Origin of the sequence: [Flexibacter] sp. ATCC 35208 (genome assembly GCF_001975825.1) — a bacterium.
Lineage (GTDB): Bacteria > Bacteroidota > Bacteroidia > Chitinophagales > Chitinophagaceae > Chitinophaga.
On the sequence record NZ_MTKN01000028.1, the window covers coordinates 58,840 to 78,891 of the forward strand.

The 20,052-nt window shown below is 44.3% G+C and carries 17 protein-coding genes; 6 read left to right on the forward strand and 11 right to left on the reverse strand.

The window, feature by feature from the left end:
* Positions 1-14 precede the first annotated feature (14 nt).
* On the reverse strand, positions 15-587 hold the full coding sequence (locus tag BW716_RS18390; protein WP_083724631.1) for a YceI family protein: 573 nt from the start codon (positions 585-587) through the stop codon (positions 15-17).
* A gap of 615 nt (positions 588-1,202) precedes the next feature.
* On the opposite strand from BW716_RS18390, the gene BW716_RS18395 reads away from it, so the two are divergent.
* Positions 1,203-1,601 carry a helix-turn-helix domain-containing protein gene (locus tag BW716_RS18395; protein WP_083724715.1) on the forward strand — a complete coding sequence of 133 codons (399 nt, stop codon included), beginning with the start codon at positions 1,203-1,205 and terminating at the stop codon, positions 1,599-1,601.
* A gap of 36 nt (positions 1,602-1,637) precedes the next feature.
* On the opposite strand, the gene BW716_RS18400 is transcribed toward BW716_RS18395, so the two are convergent.
* The 7 genes from BW716_RS18400 to BW716_RS18430 form a co-directional block, all read right to left on the reverse strand.
* Entirely contained in the window at positions 1,638-2,210 is a 573-nt protein-coding gene (locus BW716_RS18400; protein WP_083724633.1) for a hypothetical protein, read from the reverse strand.
* The gene (locus BW716_RS18405; RefSeq protein WP_083724635.1) at positions 2,207-2,773 is read right to left on the reverse strand and encodes a hypothetical protein; all 567 of its coding nucleotides are present in this window, start codon (positions 2,771-2,773) and stop codon (positions 2,207-2,209) included. Before BW716_RS18405 ends, BW716_RS18400 begins: the two co-directional genes overlap by 4 nt.
* Before the next feature lie 372 nt (positions 2,774-3,145).
* Positions 3,146-3,388 carry a hypothetical protein gene (locus BW716_RS18410; RefSeq protein ID WP_083724637.1) on the reverse strand — a complete coding sequence of 81 codons (243 nt, stop codon included), beginning with the start codon at positions 3,386-3,388 and terminating at the stop codon, positions 3,146-3,148.
* Positions 3,389-3,510: 122 nt separating this feature from the next.
* The gene (locus BW716_RS18415) at positions 3,511-4,317 is read right to left on the reverse strand and encodes a phytanoyl-CoA dioxygenase family protein (protein WP_083724639.1); all 807 of its coding nucleotides are present in this window, start codon (positions 4,315-4,317) and stop codon (positions 3,511-3,513) included.
* A 275-nt stretch (positions 4,318-4,592) separates the two neighbouring features.
* The gene (locus BW716_RS18420; RefSeq protein ID WP_083724641.1) at positions 4,593-5,366 is read right to left on the reverse strand and encodes an SDR family oxidoreductase; all 774 of its coding nucleotides are present in this window, start codon (positions 5,364-5,366) and stop codon (positions 4,593-4,595) included.
* Between the two features lie 464 nt (positions 5,367-5,830).
* On the reverse strand, positions 5,831-6,241 hold the full coding sequence (locus BW716_RS18425) for a DUF6691 family protein (RefSeq protein ID WP_235643844.1): 411 nt from the start codon (positions 6,239-6,241) through the stop codon (positions 5,831-5,833).
* Positions 6,238-6,807 carry a YeeE/YedE family protein gene (locus BW716_RS18430; protein ID WP_083724645.1) on the reverse strand — a complete coding sequence of 190 codons (570 nt, stop codon included), beginning with the start codon at positions 6,805-6,807 and terminating at the stop codon, positions 6,238-6,240. Before BW716_RS18430 ends, BW716_RS18425 begins: the two co-directional genes overlap by 4 nt.
* A gap of 117 nt (positions 6,808-6,924) precedes the next feature.
* Between BW716_RS18430 and BW716_RS18435 the strand changes: the two genes are divergently transcribed.
* The 3 genes from BW716_RS18435 to BW716_RS18445 all read left to right on the forward strand — a co-directional run bounded on the left by BW716_RS18435 (position 6,925) and on the right by BW716_RS18445 (position 10,161).
* Positions 6,925-7,377, forward strand: a complete 453-nt coding sequence (locus BW716_RS18435) for a MarR family winged helix-turn-helix transcriptional regulator (protein WP_083724647.1) — start codon at positions 6,925-6,927, stop codon at positions 7,375-7,377.
* A 26-nt stretch (positions 7,378-7,403) separates the two neighbouring features.
* The gene (locus BW716_RS18440) at positions 7,404-7,772 is read left to right on the forward strand and encodes a hypothetical protein (protein WP_083724649.1); all 369 of its coding nucleotides are present in this window, start codon (positions 7,404-7,406) and stop codon (positions 7,770-7,772) included.
* 154 nt (positions 7,773-7,926) lie between these two features.
* Positions 7,927-10,161 carry a cation:proton antiporter gene (locus tag BW716_RS18445; protein WP_083724651.1) on the forward strand — a complete coding sequence of 745 codons (2,235 nt, stop codon included), beginning with the start codon at positions 7,927-7,929 and terminating at the stop codon, positions 10,159-10,161.
* 394 nt (positions 10,162-10,555) lie between these two features.
* Here BW716_RS18445 and BW716_RS18450 read toward each other — a convergent pair whose 3' ends face one another.
* Entirely contained in the window at positions 10,556-11,365 is an 810-nt protein-coding gene (locus BW716_RS18450) for a hypothetical protein (RefSeq protein WP_143708898.1), read from the reverse strand.
* Between the two features lie 233 nt (positions 11,366-11,598).
* Here BW716_RS18450 and BW716_RS18455 point away from each other — a divergent pair, with 233 nt between their 5' ends.
* Together BW716_RS18455 and BW716_RS18460 are read left to right on the forward strand one after the other, a co-directional pair.
* Positions 11,599-12,432 (forward strand): protein-glutamate O-methyltransferase CheR, encoded by an 834-nt coding sequence (locus BW716_RS18455; RefSeq protein ID WP_083724655.1) that lies wholly within the window; start codon positions 11,599-11,601, stop codon positions 12,430-12,432.
* Positions 12,429-12,995, forward strand: a complete 567-nt coding sequence (locus BW716_RS18460; RefSeq protein WP_083724657.1) for a chemotaxis protein CheB — start codon at positions 12,429-12,431, stop codon at positions 12,993-12,995. The genes BW716_RS18455 and BW716_RS18460 overlap by 4 nt, the downstream gene beginning before the upstream one ends.
* Positions 12,996-13,328: 333 nt before the next feature.
* Here the strand turns inward: BW716_RS18460 and BW716_RS18465 are convergent, their stop codons facing one another.
* Both BW716_RS18465 and BW716_RS18470 read right to left on the reverse strand, forming a co-directional pair.
* Positions 13,329-14,900, reverse strand: a complete 1,572-nt coding sequence (locus BW716_RS18465; RefSeq protein ID WP_083724659.1) for an ATP-binding protein — start codon at positions 14,898-14,900, stop codon at positions 13,329-13,331.
* Between the two features lie 367 nt (positions 14,901-15,267).
* The gene (locus BW716_RS18470) at positions 15,268-19,941 is read right to left on the reverse strand and encodes an efflux RND transporter permease subunit (RefSeq protein ID WP_083724661.1); all 4,674 of its coding nucleotides are present in this window, start codon (positions 19,939-19,941) and stop codon (positions 15,268-15,270) included.
* Positions 19,942-20,052 lie beyond the last annotated feature (111 nt).

A 20,052-nucleotide genomic window follows, 5' to 3' on the forward strand; every position in this document is an offset into this window, starting at 1 on the left:
TGCCATTGTTTAACCTATTCTTTTACGAATTCGCCGTTAGCTTTCAGTACAACTTCGTCGCTCAGCATCTGAGTTGGCATAGAAGCGCCAATACCGAAATCAGTACGTTTGAAAGTACCGGTTACTTTGATACCTACTTCTTCTTTTTTGCTCATTGGGTTAGTAGTAGTACCATTGATGGTCAGATCCAGGGTTACTGGTTTAGTTACACCGTGCAGGGTCAGGTCGCCGGTTACTTTGAAAGTCTTACCGCTTGCTTTCTTGATAGAAGTGCTCTTAAAAGTCAGGGTACCGAATTTCTCAGCGTCGAAGAAATCTGGGCTCTTCACGTGCTTGTCGCGCATTTCGTTGTCAGTGTTGATGCTGTTAACGTCTGCAGTTACTTCGATCACCGCGTCAGAAAAATCTGCTTTAGTAGCAGTGATCTTAGCTTCGTAAGATTTGAAGTTACCTTCGCTTTCAGAAATACCGAGGTGGGTAACGCCGTAACCCAGTCTGCTGTGCGCTTTGTCTACAGTCCAGGTGTTTTGAGCGAATGCAGTTGCAGATAATAACAGTGCTGATGCAACGATTGAGATTTTTTTCATGTTAGCTGGTGTTTTTTGGATTGCTTTTATTTTAAAAATGAAATTTATTGTTCTATGTTCATAATATTGGTCTTTTAACGACCGCTATCATCTATTAAACCGAATGATAATTCTGTTTGTTCCTGAGCAGTGTTTTAACGACCGCTATCATCTATTAAACCGAATGATAGTTCTGTTTGTTCCTGAGCAGTGTTTTTAGAACCCCTTTTATCTATTAAACCGAATGATAGTTCTGTTTGTTCCTGAGCAGTATTTTAACGACCCCTCTCATCTATTAAACCAAATGATAGAATTGTTCCTGCTTCTGAGCTGTCCTTTTGACCGCTTTTAAAGTACTATTTGTGCCAGGCGATTCGGGACCGAAGATATATACTTTTTTAAACAAAATGTGTTTCAACATATATTTTAATATAAATCCTTTGTGGTGGCCTATCTTGAACTAATTCCACAAATCCTTATTACTATTTATTAGATAATTTATCCTACTTTTACATAGAAAAGAGAGTCACTCTCTTTTGGAGAGCCAAAGGTAAATGGTGTGTAACTTCTAACAAAGAAGGCACCTGCCAGCTACCAACTTACCAAATGGTAACTGGTATTGAAAATCAGCTTGTTATGAGTGAAAATAATTTTGAGAAATTTAAGCCGGCTTTTTGTCCGATAAGACATGTGCTGGATCGGTTCGGTGATAAATGGTCCATCCTGGTAGTAGAACTACTGTCTCACAAAGGAAAGATGCGGTTTAGCGAGATCGCCACCAGTATTGGAGATATTTCACAGAAAATGCTCACAGTTACGCTTCGCTCTTTGGAGGCAGATGGATTGATTTCGAGGGAGTTTTATCCTGAAATACCGCCAAGAGTAGAATACGAATTGACACAACTGGGGAAGAGCCTGATTCCGCCTATTAATAATCTGCTGCACTGGGGACAGGAACATTTGGAGACCATCCTGGGTAACAGGAAGCGGTATGAAGATGAAAAAGAGAAGAAAAAACAGGCTGGATCGTATTGATAATACAACCTGTTTCCTGGCTCAGGTAATCAGGTGCTACCTGAATAAGTTTTTTTCCTTACTGCTTACATCCCTATAGATCTGTAAATATTCCATCATTTTCAGTTCCGCTTCAAACTCCACCTGCATCAGCGGATGATGAATATGTTTATTGGGATCATTGGTATCCAGTCCCAATTCATTTGTCATGATCACATCTGCTACATCCAGTGGGAAGTAAGCACAGGCTGCGATAAATTCGTAGTTCTTTTCTTCTATATATACCAACCCACTTTCCAGGCATTCCATCAGTTTCACGACGCCGATACCTTTGGCTTCGTCCTGGTCCAGCTGGTCTAAACTAATATCATGCAGGCGCAGGATCTGGTTGTCTACTTCCTCTTCTTCTATATCCGCTGTTTTGTCTACAGCATCCCACAGGTAGGCGAGGGCATCGGTGAGGATTTCATAACCTTCTTCATCTTCCAGTTCCAGCAGGTGATTGGCATATTTGTGATACAGGTACTCTGCATTCCACACACCAAAAAACAGGCATTGTTCAAATGGGAGATTGGTAAAGTTTTCTTTGAGTGTTTTATCAAAAGAAGAAAAGGTCAATTGTTCCATCATCGGAAAATAGTTTTGTCTTTACTTGTGAGATTTTTTCCTTCCTGCAGGTGCGCAAACAATTTTGTCTGCGATTCCAACTCCTCCGCAAAAAACGGATCATCCAGTTTATACTTCGGTGGCGTTTCTTTCATTACAAACTCACTATCCTTTACAGCATTCAGTACATCCATCGGGAACCAGGCGGTAGTCAATATCGCATCCGGTTTCTTTTCCTTTGCATAGCTGAGGGTACTTTCCACTGCTTCCATCAACTTCAGGATCCCACAATCTTTTGGCTTGGCAAAATCCAGGTCGTCAATATCAATATACCGCACATGCCTTAATTGCTTCTTCAAATCTGCTTCTGTTATAGTTGAAGGATCGTCTATGCCATTCCATAAAAATCCAATCGCATCCTGCAATACTTCATGTGCTCTGGCATGCCCATCGCCATCTAAACAAGGGCCATACTGCCTGTCCAGGTACTCGGCAGTCCATACACCGACGAAGAGTAATTGCTCAGGTGATAGTTTCGCCAGCTCAGGTTGAATTTTCTTTTTGTATGCTGAATAAGGTAATGCCATTTATATTGATTACTTGTTTTATGATGCACACTCCACATGCGGCTTACAGTAAGGCCAGGGATCATTCTTTGAGAATTCATGCATGATACCTACGATGCACACTCCACATGCGGCTTACAATTACTACACGGCTCATTCTTCTGATACTTCGCCCACGAAATCCCCCATCTTGTAAACTTTGTCCCCTCCGGCGCATTCCTGATAATCACTCTCTCCGCGTGGTTTTCCAGATTGTAAGCCTTTCTCACAGACTTCACCCGGACTTCACCTTCGTCTTAGGTATTGGCTTCTTTTTATAAGCCACCCCACTATAAATATTCTCAGGTGGTACACCCAATTTTATCAACCTGGCACGTTGCGCCGGTGTTAACTTCACACCATTACCAGAAGCAAACAATTGCCTAACTTACGAACCTTTCCATAAATATCCAATTCACAGGACCATTCCGCTACACCAGCGTCATCGTATGCAGCAAAAGGTACGCCGGGATAATCAGAGAGGATGGAATAATGTTTACCATTCACGATTTTCGCTACCAGTATACAGGAATCTCCTTCAAATACCAAGGTTATCATCGTTGCTGCCGGCACAGGAGGTTCGGCTGATGTACCCATTAAAAAAGCCTTTGGACATGACATCCAAAGGCTTTTAAATATATTATAAGGAAAAGATAATAGAATTCCTGCCTCAAAACTTTGAAGAAAATGTTCGCATATTCCTACTTGTGTCCTGGCCCTTATTTTACGATACCAGCAAAGCGCTGGTAGAACTGGGTCGGACTGTTTTCATTTTTGGGAGCATATTTCCCTGCAATGATAGGTACATAGATCACTCTTCTGCGGCTTTCTTCACCAATTACAGAGCTCAGCGCCACACGGTGCCAGAGGCGGCCATCATGTACAGTTACGTCACCGGCTGTAGGCGTGATAGCGATCTCATTCTTGTCAGGCGTGTGGTCAATGAAGTATTTCTTCCTGAACAGCATGCTCAGCCTGCTCTGTTTGTGTGTGCCTGGAATGATTCTCAGCCCACCATTCTCAACTTTTAATGTGCTCAGGTGTAAACCTACATTGAGCATTGGATTCAGTTTACCACCCATGAAGATGTCGCGCAGACCGTCTGTATGCCAGCCCATTTTAGTGAACTTGCTTTCCGGACCATTTACGTAGTGGTTAAACACCATCCCGTCTTTCTCGTTGATACCAAGGCGGGCACCAGGACCAATCAGGCTTAAAAGTGCATCGAAACGTTTGTCTTGCAATACCTCGGACAGTACAGGTGCATGCTGGTTGATGAAGGCAAAGCGCTGCACAATTGGGTCACCATTCAAGTCTTTACCATACTTGATGGGAACTCCATTTACTTTTTCTCTTTTTTCGGCGATCCATTTCTGCTGTACTTCTTCAGATGCTTTGATAATCTCCTGAACCTGCTCAGGAGTAAAGAACCTGGAAAAGTGTATGTATCCATGCTCGTCAAAAAATGCTTTTTGTTCTTCGGTTAGCGTATCACCTAGTGTAAACGTAGTATAAGCCGTAGACATGATGTGGTAAATTTATAGATGATTTGGTGATTGATCACGAATTATTGAAAATAGTTAATTTTTGTAAAAACCCCGTCAGTACAGGATAAATAGGTCATGTGTTTTCAACAATACGGACACCATTTACTTTGCGACAAGCAGGTCAGTTGTAGTACTTGTATTGATAATGATCTGTAACGCATTCTTTAGTCTACTAAATTTGTAGGGTAAAGGTAATAGTATTTTATCTTATACCCAAATAATAAATTGCACCGCGATTGAAGGGATGAATTTACTTATTTTTTATATAGATTACCAGCAATTTTTTCAACCATCCCCTTGGGAACCAATCGGGTGACAAATGCTGTGGCCGCATTCAGTGCGCCTGGAATCAATTCAGATTTCTTTGCAAACATACCATTTACGGCAATTCGTGCTACCTCATCCGGCATCATACCATACTTTTCTGCAGTGGCTTTGATCGCCTGCATACCAGCTCTGTCGATAAAATTGGTATTCACCGGGCCGGGTGATAATGCAGTTACTGATACATTTGTGCCTTTCAGATCTGCCCTGAGACCCCGGGTAAATAATAACATGAAAGCCTTGGTAGCCGCATAAGTACTGAGTGTTGGTACTGCCTGGTAAGCAGCGGTACTCGCTACATTCATGATGTAAGCAGCAGGTTGTTGCAGCAGCATAGGCAGAAAATGATGACACAATGCCATCGGTGTCTGCATGTTTACCTGCAACATCTTGTTCTGATCTTCTAATGAAGTCTTGTCAAATTCACCCCATACAGCATACCCCGCATTGTTGATCAGGATAGAAATGTTGTACTGGTTTTTCTGTACCCATTCGAACAACTCACCGGCTGCCGTTGGAACAGAGAGATCTATGCCCAGGTAGTCCACCTGTACCCCGTACTTAGTAATCAGTTCCGAGGCTACTACCTGCAATTCACTGGTGGATCTTGCTACAAGAATCAGGTTATACTTTTTTTTAGCCAATACGATGGCTATGGAACGTCCAATCCCCTTGCTTGCGCCTGTAATGAGTGCGTAATTCATAATTATACTGGTTAGCCGCTGTGCTTAATGAATACAGGAACAGCTGAGAACAAAATACAAAAATAAGTTATTTATTGAAGCGATAAAAAGAGAAATTAATTATTTACTGTAAGAAAAGTGTAAAAATCACTGAAAATGAAGACTGTACAAAAATAGAGAAGGGCGGTAAGAATACCGCCCTTAATTTTTTAACCATATCCTATGAAAAACCTAAACCAAAGATATAGGACAGCTTGGTGCCGCCTAATCAATTTTGGTAAATGATATAATTTACCCGGTAAACGTCATGAATTAACGTTTGTTAACCAAAAATTAACAAAAAATCCCTCATTTTAGGTAACTAATACTCACTGATATTTTAGACATTTAACTCTGTATAAAAGAGTGAAATAGGTAGACCTGTTTAGATCTATTTTTTTAACATATTAACCCTAAAAATTGTTGCGATATTAACTTCGTGACAGCTAATGTGGCAATTTATCACTCACCACTCCATACACCCAAGTACCCAATATCGCACTCAGCAGCGCCACCGCCATCACGGTAAATCCTGCCCCTACCTGTGCAAATAACGGCCCCGGACATGCCCCCGTCAATGCCCATCCAAACCCAAATAACAACCCTCCATAGATATTCCCCTTCGAAAAAGGCTTCTTTGGAATGATTATCTCTTCACCACCGAACGTTCTGATTTTGAACTTTTTAATGATAGTTACGGAAAGAAGACCTGTAACTACCGCCGACCCAATCACCCCATACATATGAAATGACTGTAAATGAAACATTTCCTGAATCCTAAACCAGGATAATACCTGCGATTTCACCAGTACAATGCCAAAAAGCATCCCGGCAAATGTATATTTTATGTTCTTCATGATAAGTTTAGTATAAAAGGTAACACCAGATTTGACATAATAAATCCACCCGCCATAAAACAACAAGTGGCGACCAAAGATGGCCATTGCAAAGTGGACAATCCCATAATTGAATGCCCCGAAGTACACCCGCCGGCATACCTTGTACCAAACCCAACAAGGAATCCTCCTACAATTATGAGGATAAAACCCCTGATTGTCAGTAGAGCTGGCCAGTTAAATAACTGGCTGGGTAACAGATCGTTGTGGTCGGTGATGCCAAATTCACCTAAAGTGGTTTCCAGCTTTGGACTGATCTGAACAGGGGAGGGATCTGCCAGCCAATGCGCTGCCACAAATCCCCCGATCACTATACCCGCAGCAAAGAACAAATTCCAGATCTCCTTCTTCCACTCATAGGTGAAAAAGGGAATTTTTGCTGGAAAACAGGCGGCGCAAATATGTCGGAGAGAAGACGAGATGCCAAATGAGCGATTGCCCAATAATAACAGCAAGGGTACCGTAAGTCCGATAATAGGCCCCGCTACGTACCATGGCCATGGCGATGAGATCAATTTTAAAAGCATAATTTTATGGTTGGAGTATGTATATACAAATATAATCAACCATAAATATCCACATAATGTTAATAGAATGGAATACTCCTAATATGTTGCAACAGGCATATTTCATATCTTTGATACATGAGAATTGAACAAGCAATTAATCAGCGTAAGTTTAAGGATGATCATCACAAAATGGTGGTGAACCTCCTTTATACGGGTAACTGGCTGAGAGATTCCCTCGGCGCAAACCTGAAATCCTATGGGCTGTTGCCCCAGCATTACAATGCGCTACGCATTATCCGTGGCCGTCATCCGGAACCTGTTTCTGCCGGTAGCATCAAAGAAGTCATGCTGGACAAAGCGAGCGACGTGACCCGCTTACTCGACAAACTTGAAAAGCTGGAATACGTACAACGCAGATTGTGCCCGCACAACAGGCGTAAAATGGACATCAACATTACACCGAAAGGTTTGAAACTGCTGGACGAAGTCAATGTGCCCATGGATAATTTTTATAATGACATTGCTGAAAGATTAAGTGCCGAAGAAGCTGCGCAGCTGAGCGATTTGCTGGATAAGGTGCGGAGATAGGGGCAGAAAAACGTATCTTCGTACTTATGCGTCACCTTCTTCTATATATCATCATATTCTTTTCTTTTTACCAGGCGGGTGCGCATGTGTGCAAGAAAAAGTATGAAGCTGTAGAGAATAGGAAACCTGTAACCACTGTACTCAAAGTAGTAAAGAGCGATCCGAAACCTGGATGGCGTAAAGGTACCGGATATCTACCGGAGACCATTGTTGATTTCAACAACTGTTTTAGTTCCCCTAACAAGTGTGTTTATAGGCCTGCTACAGGTCATTTCAGTGCGTATTTTATACCGCGGTTGCCATTGTATGCCGTGGTGTTGTCTACAGGAAGGCTCCTGGTAGATATACATGCTATTGTCAGAACGCTTATTTTCCCTAACCATATTTTCTGGTAGTTGTTTTGTATTACTGGCTTTACCGGCATTTAGATTTTAGCCGGCCGCAGGCCATTCTCCCCCCGCGAAAAATTGACTTTTGCCGAAGGTACAAGTCAATTTTTCGCCGCTTCATTTTTATTCGCAATGGAATTTTAACCACTAATACGACCAGATGATTCATTTAGCACCGTTAATTAAAGACCTGGCATTAATCCTGATAGCAGCAGCTGTTACCACCCTCATATTCAAGCGTCTACGTCAGCCGCTGGTACTGGGGTACATTGTAGCAGGCCTGCTGGTAGGCCAACACGTCTCGCTTGTTCCAACCGTTTCCGATGAAAAAAATATCCATATATGGTCTGAAATAGGTGTTATCTTTTTACTCTTCAGCCTCGGCCTCGAATTCAGTTTTAAGAAACTAATTAAAGTAGGTGGGGCCGCCTCCATTACCGCCATCGTAGAAGTCATTTTCATGCTCGCCCTCGGTTACCTCCTGGGGCAGATAATGGGATGGAACGCGATGGACAGCATCTTCCTGGGGGGTATCATATCTATATCTTCTACTACTATTATTATAAGGGCCTTCGAAGAATTGGGCGTGAAAGGCCTGAAATTCGCCGGCCTCGTATTCGGTATCCTCGTCGTTGAAGACCTGGTCGCCATCGTACTGCTGGTGTTATTATCGACCCTTGCCGTAAGCCGACAGTTCGAAGGCGGAGAAATGCTGATCTCCGTAGTCAAACTCGTTTTCTTCCTCATCGCCTGGTTTGTGGCAGGGATCTTCTTTATACCCAGTCTGCTACGCATGACGAAGAAGATCATGAACGAAGAAACCCTGCTGGTTACGTCCGTTGGCTTATGTCTGCTCATGGTGGTGCTGGCTACCCAGGTGGGTTTTTCTCCTGCCCTGGGCGCTTTCATCATGGGCTCTATCTTAGCCGAAACGACCCAGGCGGAAAAGATCGAACACCTTGTAAAACCTGTAAAGGAATTGTTCGGTGCCGTCTTCTTTGTTTCTGTAGGCATGTTGATCGACCCTTCTATGCTGGTAAAATATGCCGTACCTGTACTCATCATCACCGTCGTAACACTGATAGGTAAGACATTGAGTACCGGGTTAGGCGCACTTTTATCCGGCCAGCCTTTGAAGACCTCCGTACAGGCAGGGATGAGTCTTGCACAGATCGGGGAGTTCTCGTTTATCATCGCCCAACTCGGTCTCACGCTCAATGTAACAAGTGAATTCCTGTACCCGGTAGCTGTGGCGGTATCGGCAGTGACTACCTTCACGACTCCATATATGATCAAACTATCCGGCCCTGTTTATGAAAAACTGTCAGATATGTTGCCGCATCGCTGGAGGACGGCCATCAACCGGTACAGTGCCGCGGCACAAACCATCTCGGTTGTGAGTGACTGGAAGGTATTGTTGAAGAGTTACTTTACAAACATCGTTATTTGTACGGTCGTCCTGCTGGCTATTATATTATTATCCTCCTACTACCTGCTACCAATGTCGGGTAAGTACAACTGGGGGCGTATTGCAAGTGCAGTCGTTACCCTCTTCCTGCTCATGCCTTTTTTGTGGGCATTGGGTTTCAGAAGGATCAGCAGTGCGGAATCGAATCGCATATGGGAACAGAAAAAGTATAGAGGTCCACTGATGCTGTTGCGTATTGCACGTATTGTGGTGGCGGTGTTCCTGGTGGGTTTCTTTATCGACCGGTTCTTCTCTTACTCAGTAGCATTGGCGGTGACGGCGATTATGATTGTATTGATTTTCGTATTGCGCCATAAGATCGGAGATTTTTATACCACGATCGAAGAGCGGTTCTTTACCAACTTCAATGCAAGAGATACGAAAGTGGGGAATATCAATAAGTCGGTGTTGGCTCCCTGGGATGCGCATTTGGCTGTGTCTGAGATCAAACCACTTTCGCCGGTAGTGGGTCAGACACTGGAGGAGTTGCGACTGAGGGAAAATTATGGAATCAATATCGCATTGATCAATAGAAGTGGAATGAAGATGTACGCACCTGATAAAAATGCGAGATTGTTTCCGGGGGATGTGGTCACGGCTATAGGCACAGACGAACAATTGCAGAAGTTCAATCATTACCTTGAACCGTCGAATGCTGCGATAGCTGTACCGGTGAATGATGGAGATCCGATTGCACTGAAGCAGTTTTTGGTGGCAGAAAGATCTGCGCTGGAAGGAAAGACGATTCGGGAAGCAGGGATCAGGGAGCGGACCAGTGGAATTGTGCTGGGGATAGAGCGAAAAGGACAGCGATTGTTGAATCCTGCTTCACTCACAGTGTTGCAGGCAGGAGATATTGTGTGGATTGCAGGAAGCGGTGGTAAATTGTATGCATGGTTGAAGGAGATAAATGCAAAAAAGGATTAATGGAACATTTATAAATGCTTTAATTACAAAAGGGTGTCTCATTCATTTGAGACACCCTTTCGTTATATTGGAAACATTGACAGTTTGTAAAGGAACCATTCACGGTTTACTGGAAGCATTGACCGATTATAGCAAACATTTACAGTTTGTAAAGGAACCATTCACGGTTTACTGTAAGCATTGACCGATTACCGCAAACATTGACTGTTTACAAAGGAACCCTTCACGGTTTACTGTAACCATTGACCGATTACCGCAAACATTTACAGTTTACAAAGGAACCCTTCACGGTTTACTGTAACCATTGACCGATTACCGCAAATATTTACAGTTTATAAAGGAACCATTCACATTTTACAGGAAACCTTGACTGTTTACTGGAAAAACATTCCCATTATTCCCATGTCAGTTCAGTCACCACTTCCTCATTGGTACCACTATTCTTAGCCGTTATCTGTGCAGGATACTGCTTACTATTGTAATTATATGCGTAACTTTTAGAAATCGCATTCGCTCCATTCGCCGTTGTAATCACCTCAGAGACGATGTTATTAGCAGAAAGATTTACCGCATTCAGGTCAGTGATATAACCAAACCCCGGAATGCTCTTCTGTGAATTCAGCTTGTCATCATACTGGAATGCAACTGTAGAACTCAATGCAAATGCAACATTGTTTGCAACCCGACCCATGTTTTCCTGTTGGATAATGTTGCCTTTCTGATCCCAGGTGTACAACTGACAATAGTGATTTTCAAATGTTTGTTTCCCAGCTGGTATCACGAAGAAATACCTCGCGGCCAACTGCCCCTTGGTGTCATACACCAGTGAATCGTAGCCAGATACCTGGTTTTCTTCATAATAACTGATCTTGTCAATACGACCCTTGCTATCGTAGCCGAAGGAAGAGAACAGGGTAGGAGCCTGACTTTCATCGGCTGTACTCATTGTTTTTACAAGTTTGCCGGATTGATAAACCGGGATACGCACATCTGTGTACTGATCGTCCCCCATTGCATGAGTAGTTACCAGTTTGGCAATACTTTTGTCTGCATTGTACGTTAGAACAGTTTTGTCAGTCGGCGAAGAAATCGCATGGAGAAGACCTCCATTGTTGTCGCAAGGTGCAGGCTTAAAAGCGCAAATAGCTAATGCTGCTGACAATACGGTAGCGCTTAGCGCTCCTCTGTTTAAGGATAAACTCATGTTGGCAATAGTTAGGTTATAAAGATACTTCTCCCAAATACTTACGGAATACTCAGTAAGTTGGATTTTGATGAGTATTTCATATGTGGTTTGAGGTGAATATATTATAGGTTGTGGCGGAATATGATGAAGAACTTTCTCACATTGGGAAATTCATTGTCTGACAGACACTACACAAATGCCGGAAAACTTTACGAAATTACACACGGGAATAAAAGAATAATGAATCGATAATGAAGGAGAATGTACACCATTTGACGGATGAGGAAGTAAATATATTGTTGAACGACTTGTTGGAACAATATGGGTACGACTTTACGGATTACTCTTTCGCTTCTGTCAAGCGGAGGTTACAAAGAGTATATACAAATGACAGGTTTCCCAGTTTTGCTGAATTTCGCTATAGAGTGAGAATGGACAGTACTTACCTCACCTACCTGATGGAGCAGATCACGGTCAATGTAACGGAGATGTTTCGGGATCCTGCGTTTTTTCAGGCATTGCGCAAACAGGTGCTGCCGGTTTTGGCCACATATCCGTTTATCAGGATCTGGCATGCAGGGTGTTCTACTGGTGAAGAGGTGTATTCCATGGCGATCTTATTAAAGGAGATGAACCTGTTACACAAGTCAGTTATTTATGCGACCGATATCAACGAGAGTGTGTTGGAGAAAGCCCGCAAGGGGATTTTCCCTTTAGCCTATATGCAGCAGTATTCACAGAATTATCAGCAGTCTGGCGGACAACATGATTTTTCTCAGTATTATGCAGCAAATTATGCGTACGCAAAATTTTCAGAGAGTCTGAGTGAGAAGATCGTTTTTTCAGCGCACAATTTAGTGACAGATCGTTCTTTTAATGAATTTCAACTGATAATCTGCCGCAATGTGTTGATTTATTTTAACAAGGAATTGCAGGACAAGGTATTGCACCTGTTTAGTGAGAGCCTTGAGCCGCTGGGCTTTATGGCGCTGGGTGCGAAGGAAACATTGCGGTTTACAACCGTCGCGCCGTTGTTCAAACCATTGGCACAGAAAGAAAAAATCTGGAGAAAAATAGCTACATGACAGTTTCGATTCCCCGAACATTAGTGATAGGAGGGTCCGCAGGTAGTCTGGAGGTATTGTTACAATTATTACCGTTGTTAGATCCGGCTTGTAAGCTGGCGATTATTATTGTATTGCACCGCAAGAGCGATAACGATTCGTTATTGTCTGATTTGCTGGCGGCAAGGAGTATCTTGCCTGTGAAGGAAGCGGAGGAGAAGGATTTGCTGACAGCGGGAATGGTGTATGTAGTGCCGTCGGATTACCATTTATTGATAGAGCCGGATGGTACGATTACGTTGGATTATTCTGAGAAGGTAAATTATAGCAGGCCGAGTATAGATGTGACATTTATTTCAGCTGCGGAGGTCATAAAGGAGCGCTTAGCGTGTTTATTATTATCAGGAGCGAATACGGATGGTGGAGAGGGGTTGCAGATGGCGAAGGCGATGGGAGCGGTAGTGGCGGTGCAGGATCCGGCGGAGGCAGAGGTGTCGTTTATGCCTAAGTATGCGATGGGAGTGGTGAAGGTGGATAGGGTGTTGCGCCAGCGCGATATGGTGGAGTGGGTAATGTCTCTTTAAATGCAACGGGTCTCTAAATGCAACGGCACTTTAAATTCAGAAAAATGCAAAGTCTCATTAAATGCAACGGCACTTTAAATACAACAGCTCTTTAAATGCAGAAAAAAACAGGATCTATCAAAAATAAATAACCCTCTTCAGAATTGCATAAAGGACTACTTATCTCCATTAGGTACCTGAATAAAACAAGGCTAAAAAGGGTACCCCCTCTCAGGCAGGTGTGATGGAGACGAAATGGCTTTTACGCGATTCTCAGCGCCTTCATTTTACGTTTTAGGCAGCCCCGTTTTTTTGAGCTGCATGGCATGCGGCCAGCTTGAAAAACGTTCTTTTTTAATTCGATTGTTTCAGCGGCAACACCATAATAAATCTCGTTCCCTCATCCTCTTTACTTTGTGCACTGATAATCCCCTGGTGCTTCTCAATCACTTTCTTTGCAATACTCAACCCAATACCAGTACCCTCATACGCATCCGCACTATGCAATCGCTGAAACAGCGTAAATATCTTTGGTAAGTACTTTTCATCAAATCCAATCCCATTATCACTCACCACAATCCTGCAAAAATTCCCGGCTTCCTGCACACTACTTTCTAATTCTTTCTCCCCTACAATTTCCGACTTGATGGTGATCAATGCCCGTACCCCGGGCCTTCTGAATTTCAGTGCATTACTAATTATATTCTGTAATGCCTGCCGGATCTGCCCTGGTATTGCTTCCAACACTGGTAATTCTTCTACCACGATCTCCGCATCGGCATCTCTAACTGACAATTCCAGGTCTGCTAAGATCTCATTGATCAATCCATTCAGATTGACCGGCTCAAAAGTATTGTCTGCTGATAACCTGGAGTATTTTAATAGATCACTTATCAATTTGCTCATCCTTTCAGAAGAACTCACAATCCTTTCCATATACTGGATGGCATCCGGGTTGGTACCCAAATGCCTGTCGCGGAGGATCGTTCCAAATAACTGGATCTTCCTGAGCGGCTCTTTCAAATCGTGCGAAGCCACACTGGCAAACTGCTGTAACTCATAGTTACTTGCTTCCAGTGCCTGGTTCATTTCCTGCAGTTCATGTGTACGCTCCTCCACCCTTTGTTCCAGGATCTCATTCGCTTGTTTCTGATGGGCGATATCGGTAAATGTACCTACCCATTTTACAATTCGTCCATCTTCGTCAATGGGAATGGCCCTGAGTAAATGACATCTGTAATGATGGGTGAGCCGGTTATGCAGGTACACTTCTTTTTCAATAGGTTGGCCTGCCAGGATCGCATTCTCCCAAACCTTTTGTTCCTGGTGATCCTGGTCGTAGGTAGCGGGGAAATCATCCAGGGATGGGGAATAATAGAACCAATGCCGGTTCGCATATTCCACATTTCCATCCCCCCTGGCGGTAAAGGCTACCTGGGGGAGGGACTCAAGGATGGAATGCTGCTCCTGTACCTTTGCATTCAATGCCGCCTGTGCCTGTTTACGCACTTCTACCTCCTGACGAAGGTTTTCATGCATGGCCTGCAACTGACGGTTCTGTTCATATAATTTAATGAAAGTCTTTACTTTAAGCAGAAATATATCAGGGTCTACTGGTTTGGTTATGTAATCCAACCCTCCAGAAGCATAGCCCTTGGCAATGAATTTTTTATCCTTATTGACAGCAGACAGGAACAGGATAGGTACGTCCCTTGCTTTACTATATCCGGAAATGGTTTCAGCTACCTCAAAGCCATCCATACTAGGCATCTGTACATCGAGAATGATGAGTGCATAGTTGTTCTTAAGGATCTTCTTGAGTGCTTCCTCTCCTGATAAAGCGGTATCCACTTCCAGATCGTGTAATTCTAATGTCTTTCTAAGTGATAGAATATTTTCTGGCTTATCATCGACGATTAATATCATTCTTCCATAAATTACTGGCCACGGGGACTACCTCAAAAATCGCGCCGCAGCTGGTATAAATGTATATTAAAATGATGTAATGAGTTGGAAAAAAATAAACAGCCCCCACTTGCATTTGCAAATGAGGGCTGCACTTCATCAATCCTCTAACTTATACTACTACTGCTACATTAAAAAGACAAGCCTGGTTTTTAAACGACCTGTTAGGTAATAAATAATGATTCTTTATTTCGTTATCTGGTTCTTACATTCCTTCGTGAGCCTTATACAACTCAATCGTCCCCAAGGCAATTCCTTTCTTCTCCTTACATTCCTTCGTGAGCCTTATACAACTCAATCGTTCCCCAAGGCAATTCCTTTCTTCTCCTTACATTCCTCCCAACGCCCTATACAATTCAATCGTTCCCAAAAACAACTCCTTCCTGTTATTCGCCAGCGCCAACTCTGCCTCCAACACACTTTTCTGCGCTGTAATCACCTCCAGATAGTTCGCATACCCCGTCATATACAGGTCATTCGCTGTCGATACCCCATCCTTCAACATCGTCACTTCTGCTTCTTTCAGCCTGAATGCCTCCTGGCCATTATGCAACTGGCTCAACGCCGTCATCACTTCCTGGTACCCATCTATCACTCTTTGTCTGTAATTATAAAACGCACTTAATGCCGTTGCCGAATTCACCTGGTACTGTGCCGCCAGCTGCTTCTTATTAAATATCGGCGCCGTCACACCTCCTAACAACCCATAAGCCACTGACCCCGTATTAAATAATAAATTCGCCCTGAAACTATTAAATCCTACATAGGGATTGATATTCAGCGATGGCAAAAACGCCGCCTTCGCCGCTGCCACATCCGCTTTCGCTGCACCCAATTCCAGCGCTGCCTGCTGAATATCCGGACGATGAGATAACAATGTCGCCGGCATGCCTGCACTCGCATAAGGAGGCAATGGGGCTGTCAGCAAAGAAGTATCTCTCGGTATCGCCTGCGGAAACCGACCCAGCAACGCATTCAACTGATTCTCCAACCTTGTCGTTTGTTGCTGAATCCCCATCATCAAACTCTGTGTATTCAACAACTGCGCATGAAATTGTTGCACTGCCAGCAATGTCGCTCTTCCCGCTTCTTGCTGAATACGTACTGTCGACAGCGCTGATTGCTGCAAGGCAATGTTGCGTTGCAATACAGTTCGCTCATTATCCAGTGCCAATAGCTGGTAATACATCCCCGCTACATTTGCAATCAACTGCGTGGTCACCAGTCGTTTCCCCTGCTCACTCGCCAGCATCCGCTGCTGTGCTGCTTTCTTACCATTCTTTAACTTCCCCCACAGATCTATTTCCCACGCACTCTTCAACCCAATAAAGTAATTCGGCGTAGGATTCGGTATCTTTTGATTATTGTCTATATTCTGTGAAAGGTTGGTATCATAGTTACCCACGCCATTCATGGTATAATCACCATATCTTTCTACACCTGCATCTACAGCCGCATTCACAGCCGGCAACCATGCCTTGCTGGCTACCAGCAACTGTGCCTTTGTCATTTCCACCCGCTGCAGCGCTAACTGTATATCTGTATTATTATGTAAGGCAGTATCCAGTAATTGCCTGAGATATGGGTCTGCAAAAAACTGTTGGTAAGTAAGTGGGGTAGTAGCTGTTGTATCCTTTGTTTTAGCTGATACATTTGTTACAAGCCCCGCAGGCACCTCATGCTCCGCAGGTCTCGCATGCTCCCCAGGCACCTCATGCTCCGCAGGCATCGCATGCCCCCCAGGCATCGCAGGCACCGTAGGTCTCGCATGCACCCCAGGTACCGCAGGCACCTCAGGATACTCCACTGCCTTCGGCGTATAACAACTACTCAACAACACCCCTAACACCAACACCGTCACCACATGATGCGCCTTCACCATATGTGGCTTCCTCCTCTTCTCCGCTATCCCTGCAAACAGCACATACAACCCCGGAATCACCACCACACCGAATACCGTTCCTATCAACATTCCCCCAGCTGCCGCTGTACCAATCGACCTATTCCCCATCGCACCTGCACCATTCGCAACACACAAAGGGATCAACCCCGCAATAAAGGCAAACGAAGTCATCAAAATCGGACGCAAACGAGACACCGCACCTTCCTTCGCACTCTCCAATATCGAAGCACCCTGCTTATGTTTCAGGATCGCAAACTCCACTATCAATATCGCATTCTTACCCAACAAACCAACCAGCATCACCAATGCCACCTGCGCATAAATATTATTCTCCAATCCCGCCAGTTTCAACGTAAGGAAAGCCCCGAAGATCCCCGCCGGTAGTGATAATATCACCGGCAATGGCAGTAAGAAACTCTCATACTGTGCTGCCAGCAACAAATACACAAACAACAATACAATCGCAAAAATGTACACCGCCTGATTACCAGAAAGGATCTGTTCTCTCGTCATCCCACTCCACTCAAAACTAAATCCACGTGGCAGTTTCTGCTTCGCCACTTCTTCAATAGCTTTGATAGCATCACCACTACTATATCCCGGCGCCGCATCTCCATTCACCATCGCCGCTGTATACATATTATAACGTGTGAGCTGCTCTGGTCCATACACTCTTTCCAGGCTTACAAAGTTGGAATAAGGCACCATCTCGCCTTTATCATTCTTGACATACAAATGCAGGATATCTTCCGGCTTGGTTCTATAGCGGGGCGATGCCTGTACCATCACCTTATACATCTGGCCGAAACGTATAAAGTTAGAGGCATAATAACTGCCCAGCAATGTCTGCAACGTGCTCATGGCATTATCTATACTCACGCCCTTCTTCGCTGCCATGGCCTGGTCCACATGAATCATATATTGTGGAAAGTCAGGGTCAAAGCTGGTAAATGCACTTCCGATTTCTTTCCTTTCTTTCAATGCGTTGATGAATGCTGTCGTTACATCCGCTGTTTGTCTTAAGTCTCCACTACCACTCTTGTCCAGCACACGCAGTTCAAAACCACTCGAGTTACCAAAACCCGGTACGGTAGGAGGAGGGAAGAACTCAATACTTGCATCATTAATGTTGCGGGTATCTTTCTCTAATTGTGCAATGATCTCTTTCACAGACCGGTTTCTTTCTTCCCATGGTTTCAGGTTCACCATACCCATGCCATAGCTGGCACCCGCTACTTCACTCACCAGGCTATACCCCGCCAGTGTAGATACCGATTCTGTTTCTTTCAGATTTGCTGCTACTTTCTGTACTTCATCCAGCACAGCCTCCGTTCTGGATACAGTGGCACCTGCAGGCGTCGTGACGTTCACATAGATCATCCCCTGGTCTTCAGCAGGAATAAAGCCTCCGGGCAGAATCGCGCTCATGCCCCAGGTAGCAATGAAAAAGAATGCCAGCATCCCGATTGTGATCATGCGCCTGCCTGCAATATATCCAACCAGGTGCTGGTATTTCTTTTCTGTCTTATTATAACGATAGTTAAATTTATCGAAGAACTTTTGTAGCCATGTACGGGGCTTGCCCGCTGCATGGTGATTTTTGAGCATAATCGCACACAGAGCAGGCGTGAGGGTTACGGCATTGATACCCGAAATCACAATTGCAATTGCCATGGTGAGGGAGAACTGTCTGTAGAACACGCCCACAGGGCCTGAGAGGAATGCCACAGGGATAAATACGGCAGACATGACCAATGTAATCGCCACCAGTGCCCCGCTTATTTCCCGCATTGCCGCCAGTGTGGCTTGCATGGGAGCCATGTGCTGATCATGCATTTTTACATGCACAGCTTCCACCACCACAATGGCATTATCGACCACTATACCAATGGCAAGCACTAATGCAAACAGGGTGAGCAGGTTGATAGAGAAACCCATCATTTGCATAAATGCCAATGTACCGATCAACGCTACCGGCACTGCCAGTGCAGGTATGAGGGTAGAGCGGAAGTCCTGTATAAAGAGGAATACCACGATGAATACTAAGATGAATGCTTCTACCAGTGTACGTAATACTTCATGGATAGAGGCATCCAGAAAACGGGATACGTCGTAGTTGAAGTTGTACGTCATGCCCGGTGGGAAAGAGGTTTCCTTCAGTTCAGCCATACGGCTTTTTACATTCGCAATTACATCCTGTGCATTGGAACCGGGGCGTTGTTTGAGCATGATAGATGCAGAAGGCTTACCATCTGTTTTGGATACCATGCCATAACTGAGTGCGCCGAATTCTACGTCCGCCACTTCTTTCAGCTTTAATACAGAGCCGTCGGCATTGGCGCGGATGATGATATTTTCATATTGTCCAGGTTCAAAGAATTTTCCGGTATAGCGTAAGATGTATTGTAATACCTGTGGATCATTGTCAGCGGCTTCCCCTGTTTTACCGGGGGCTGCTTCGATGTTTTGTTTACGGATGGCTTCCACCACTTCGTCGGCACTAACGTTGTAAGCCAACATACGATCGGGTTTCAGCCATACGCGCATGGCGTATTCCTTAGCGCCCATGATCTCCGCAAAGCCAACGCCATCGATACGTTTTAACTCCTGCAATACGTTGATGTCTGCAAAGTTGTAAATGAATTTTTCATTGAGGGTGCTGTCTTCACTCGTGATGTTGAGGTAAAGCAGCATACTGTTCACTTCTTTTTCCGTACTCACACCGGCTTTGATGACCTCTTCAGGTAATTCATCGAGGATGGTGGCCACACGGTTCTGTACGTTTACTGCGGCCTGGTCCGGATCTGTACCAACGGCGAAAGAAACGGAGATCAGTGTGACACCAGTATTGCTGGATACAGACGACATGTAGGTCATACCCGGTACACCATTGATGGCTCTTTCCAATGGAGTGGCCACGGCTTTGGCACATACTTCGGCATTCGCACCCGTGTACTTGGCGGTAACGGTAACGGATGGAGGAACGATGTCGGGAAATTGGGTGACTGGCAGAGAGAATAGTGCCAGTAGGCCCAGCAGGACTATGATTAATGAGATGACTAGCGACAACACGGGCCGCTTGATAAATGTATCAAACATAAAATGATGTAAAAGATGAAAATGATTTATCTATCTGGTCGCACAATTTAGATGTATGCAACCGGATTGATAATTTGCTTTAACGGGCACGGATACTATCCAGCGAAATCA

Excerpts from the sequence above, each read along its gene's own strand:
- BW716_RS18390 (WP_083724631.1), bottom strand. The coding sequence starts at position 587 with ATGAAAAAAATCTCAATCGTTGCATCAGCACTGTTATTATCTGCAACT.
- BW716_RS18395 (WP_083724715.1), top strand. The coding sequence starts at position 1,203 with ATGAGTGAAAATAATTTTGAGAAATTTAAGCCGGCTTTTTGTCCGATA.
- BW716_RS18400 (WP_083724633.1), bottom strand. The coding sequence starts at position 2,210 with ATGATGGAACAATTGACCTTTTCTTCTTTTGATAAAACACTCAAAGAA.
- BW716_RS18405 (WP_083724635.1), bottom strand. The coding sequence starts at position 2,773 with ATGGCATTACCTTATTCAGCATACAAAAAGAAAATTCAACCTGAGCTG.
- BW716_RS18410 (WP_083724637.1), bottom strand. The coding sequence starts at position 3,388 with ATGGGTACATCAGCCGAACCTCCTGTGCCGGCAGCAACGATGATAACC.
- BW716_RS18415 (WP_083724639.1), bottom strand. The coding sequence starts at position 4,317 with ATGTCTACGGCTTATACTACGTTTACACTAGGTGATACGCTAACCGAA.
- BW716_RS18420 (WP_083724641.1), bottom strand. The coding sequence starts at position 5,366 with ATGAATTACGCACTCATTACAGGCGCAAGCAAGGGGATTGGACGTTCC.
- BW716_RS18425 (WP_235643844.1), bottom strand. The coding sequence starts at position 6,241 with ATGAAGAACATAAAATATACATTTGCCGGGATGCTTTTTGGCATTGTA.
- BW716_RS18430 (WP_083724645.1), bottom strand. The coding sequence starts at position 6,807 with ATGCTTTTAAAATTGATCTCATCGCCATGGCCATGGTACGTAGCGGGG.
- BW716_RS18435 (WP_083724647.1), top strand. The coding sequence starts at position 6,925 with ATGAGAATTGAACAAGCAATTAATCAGCGTAAGTTTAAGGATGATCAT.
- BW716_RS18440 (WP_083724649.1), top strand. The coding sequence starts at position 7,404 with ATGCGTCACCTTCTTCTATATATCATCATATTCTTTTCTTTTTACCAG.
- BW716_RS18445 (WP_083724651.1), top strand. The coding sequence starts at position 7,927 with ATGATTCATTTAGCACCGTTAATTAAAGACCTGGCATTAATCCTGATA.
- BW716_RS18450 (WP_143708898.1), bottom strand. The coding sequence starts at position 11,365 with ATGAGTTTATCCTTAAACAGAGGAGCGCTAAGCGCTACCGTATTGTCA.
- BW716_RS18455 (WP_083724655.1), top strand. The coding sequence starts at position 11,599 with ATGAAGGAGAATGTACACCATTTGACGGATGAGGAAGTAAATATATTG.
- BW716_RS18460 (WP_083724657.1), top strand. The coding sequence starts at position 12,429 with ATGACAGTTTCGATTCCCCGAACATTAGTGATAGGAGGGTCCGCAGGT.
- BW716_RS18465 (WP_083724659.1), bottom strand. The coding sequence starts at position 14,900 with ATGATATTAATCGTCGATGATAAGCCAGAAAATATTCTATCACTTAGA.
- BW716_RS18470 (WP_083724661.1), bottom strand. The coding sequence starts at position 19,941 with ATGTTTGATACATTTATCAAGCGGCCCGTGTTGTCGCTAGTCATCTCA.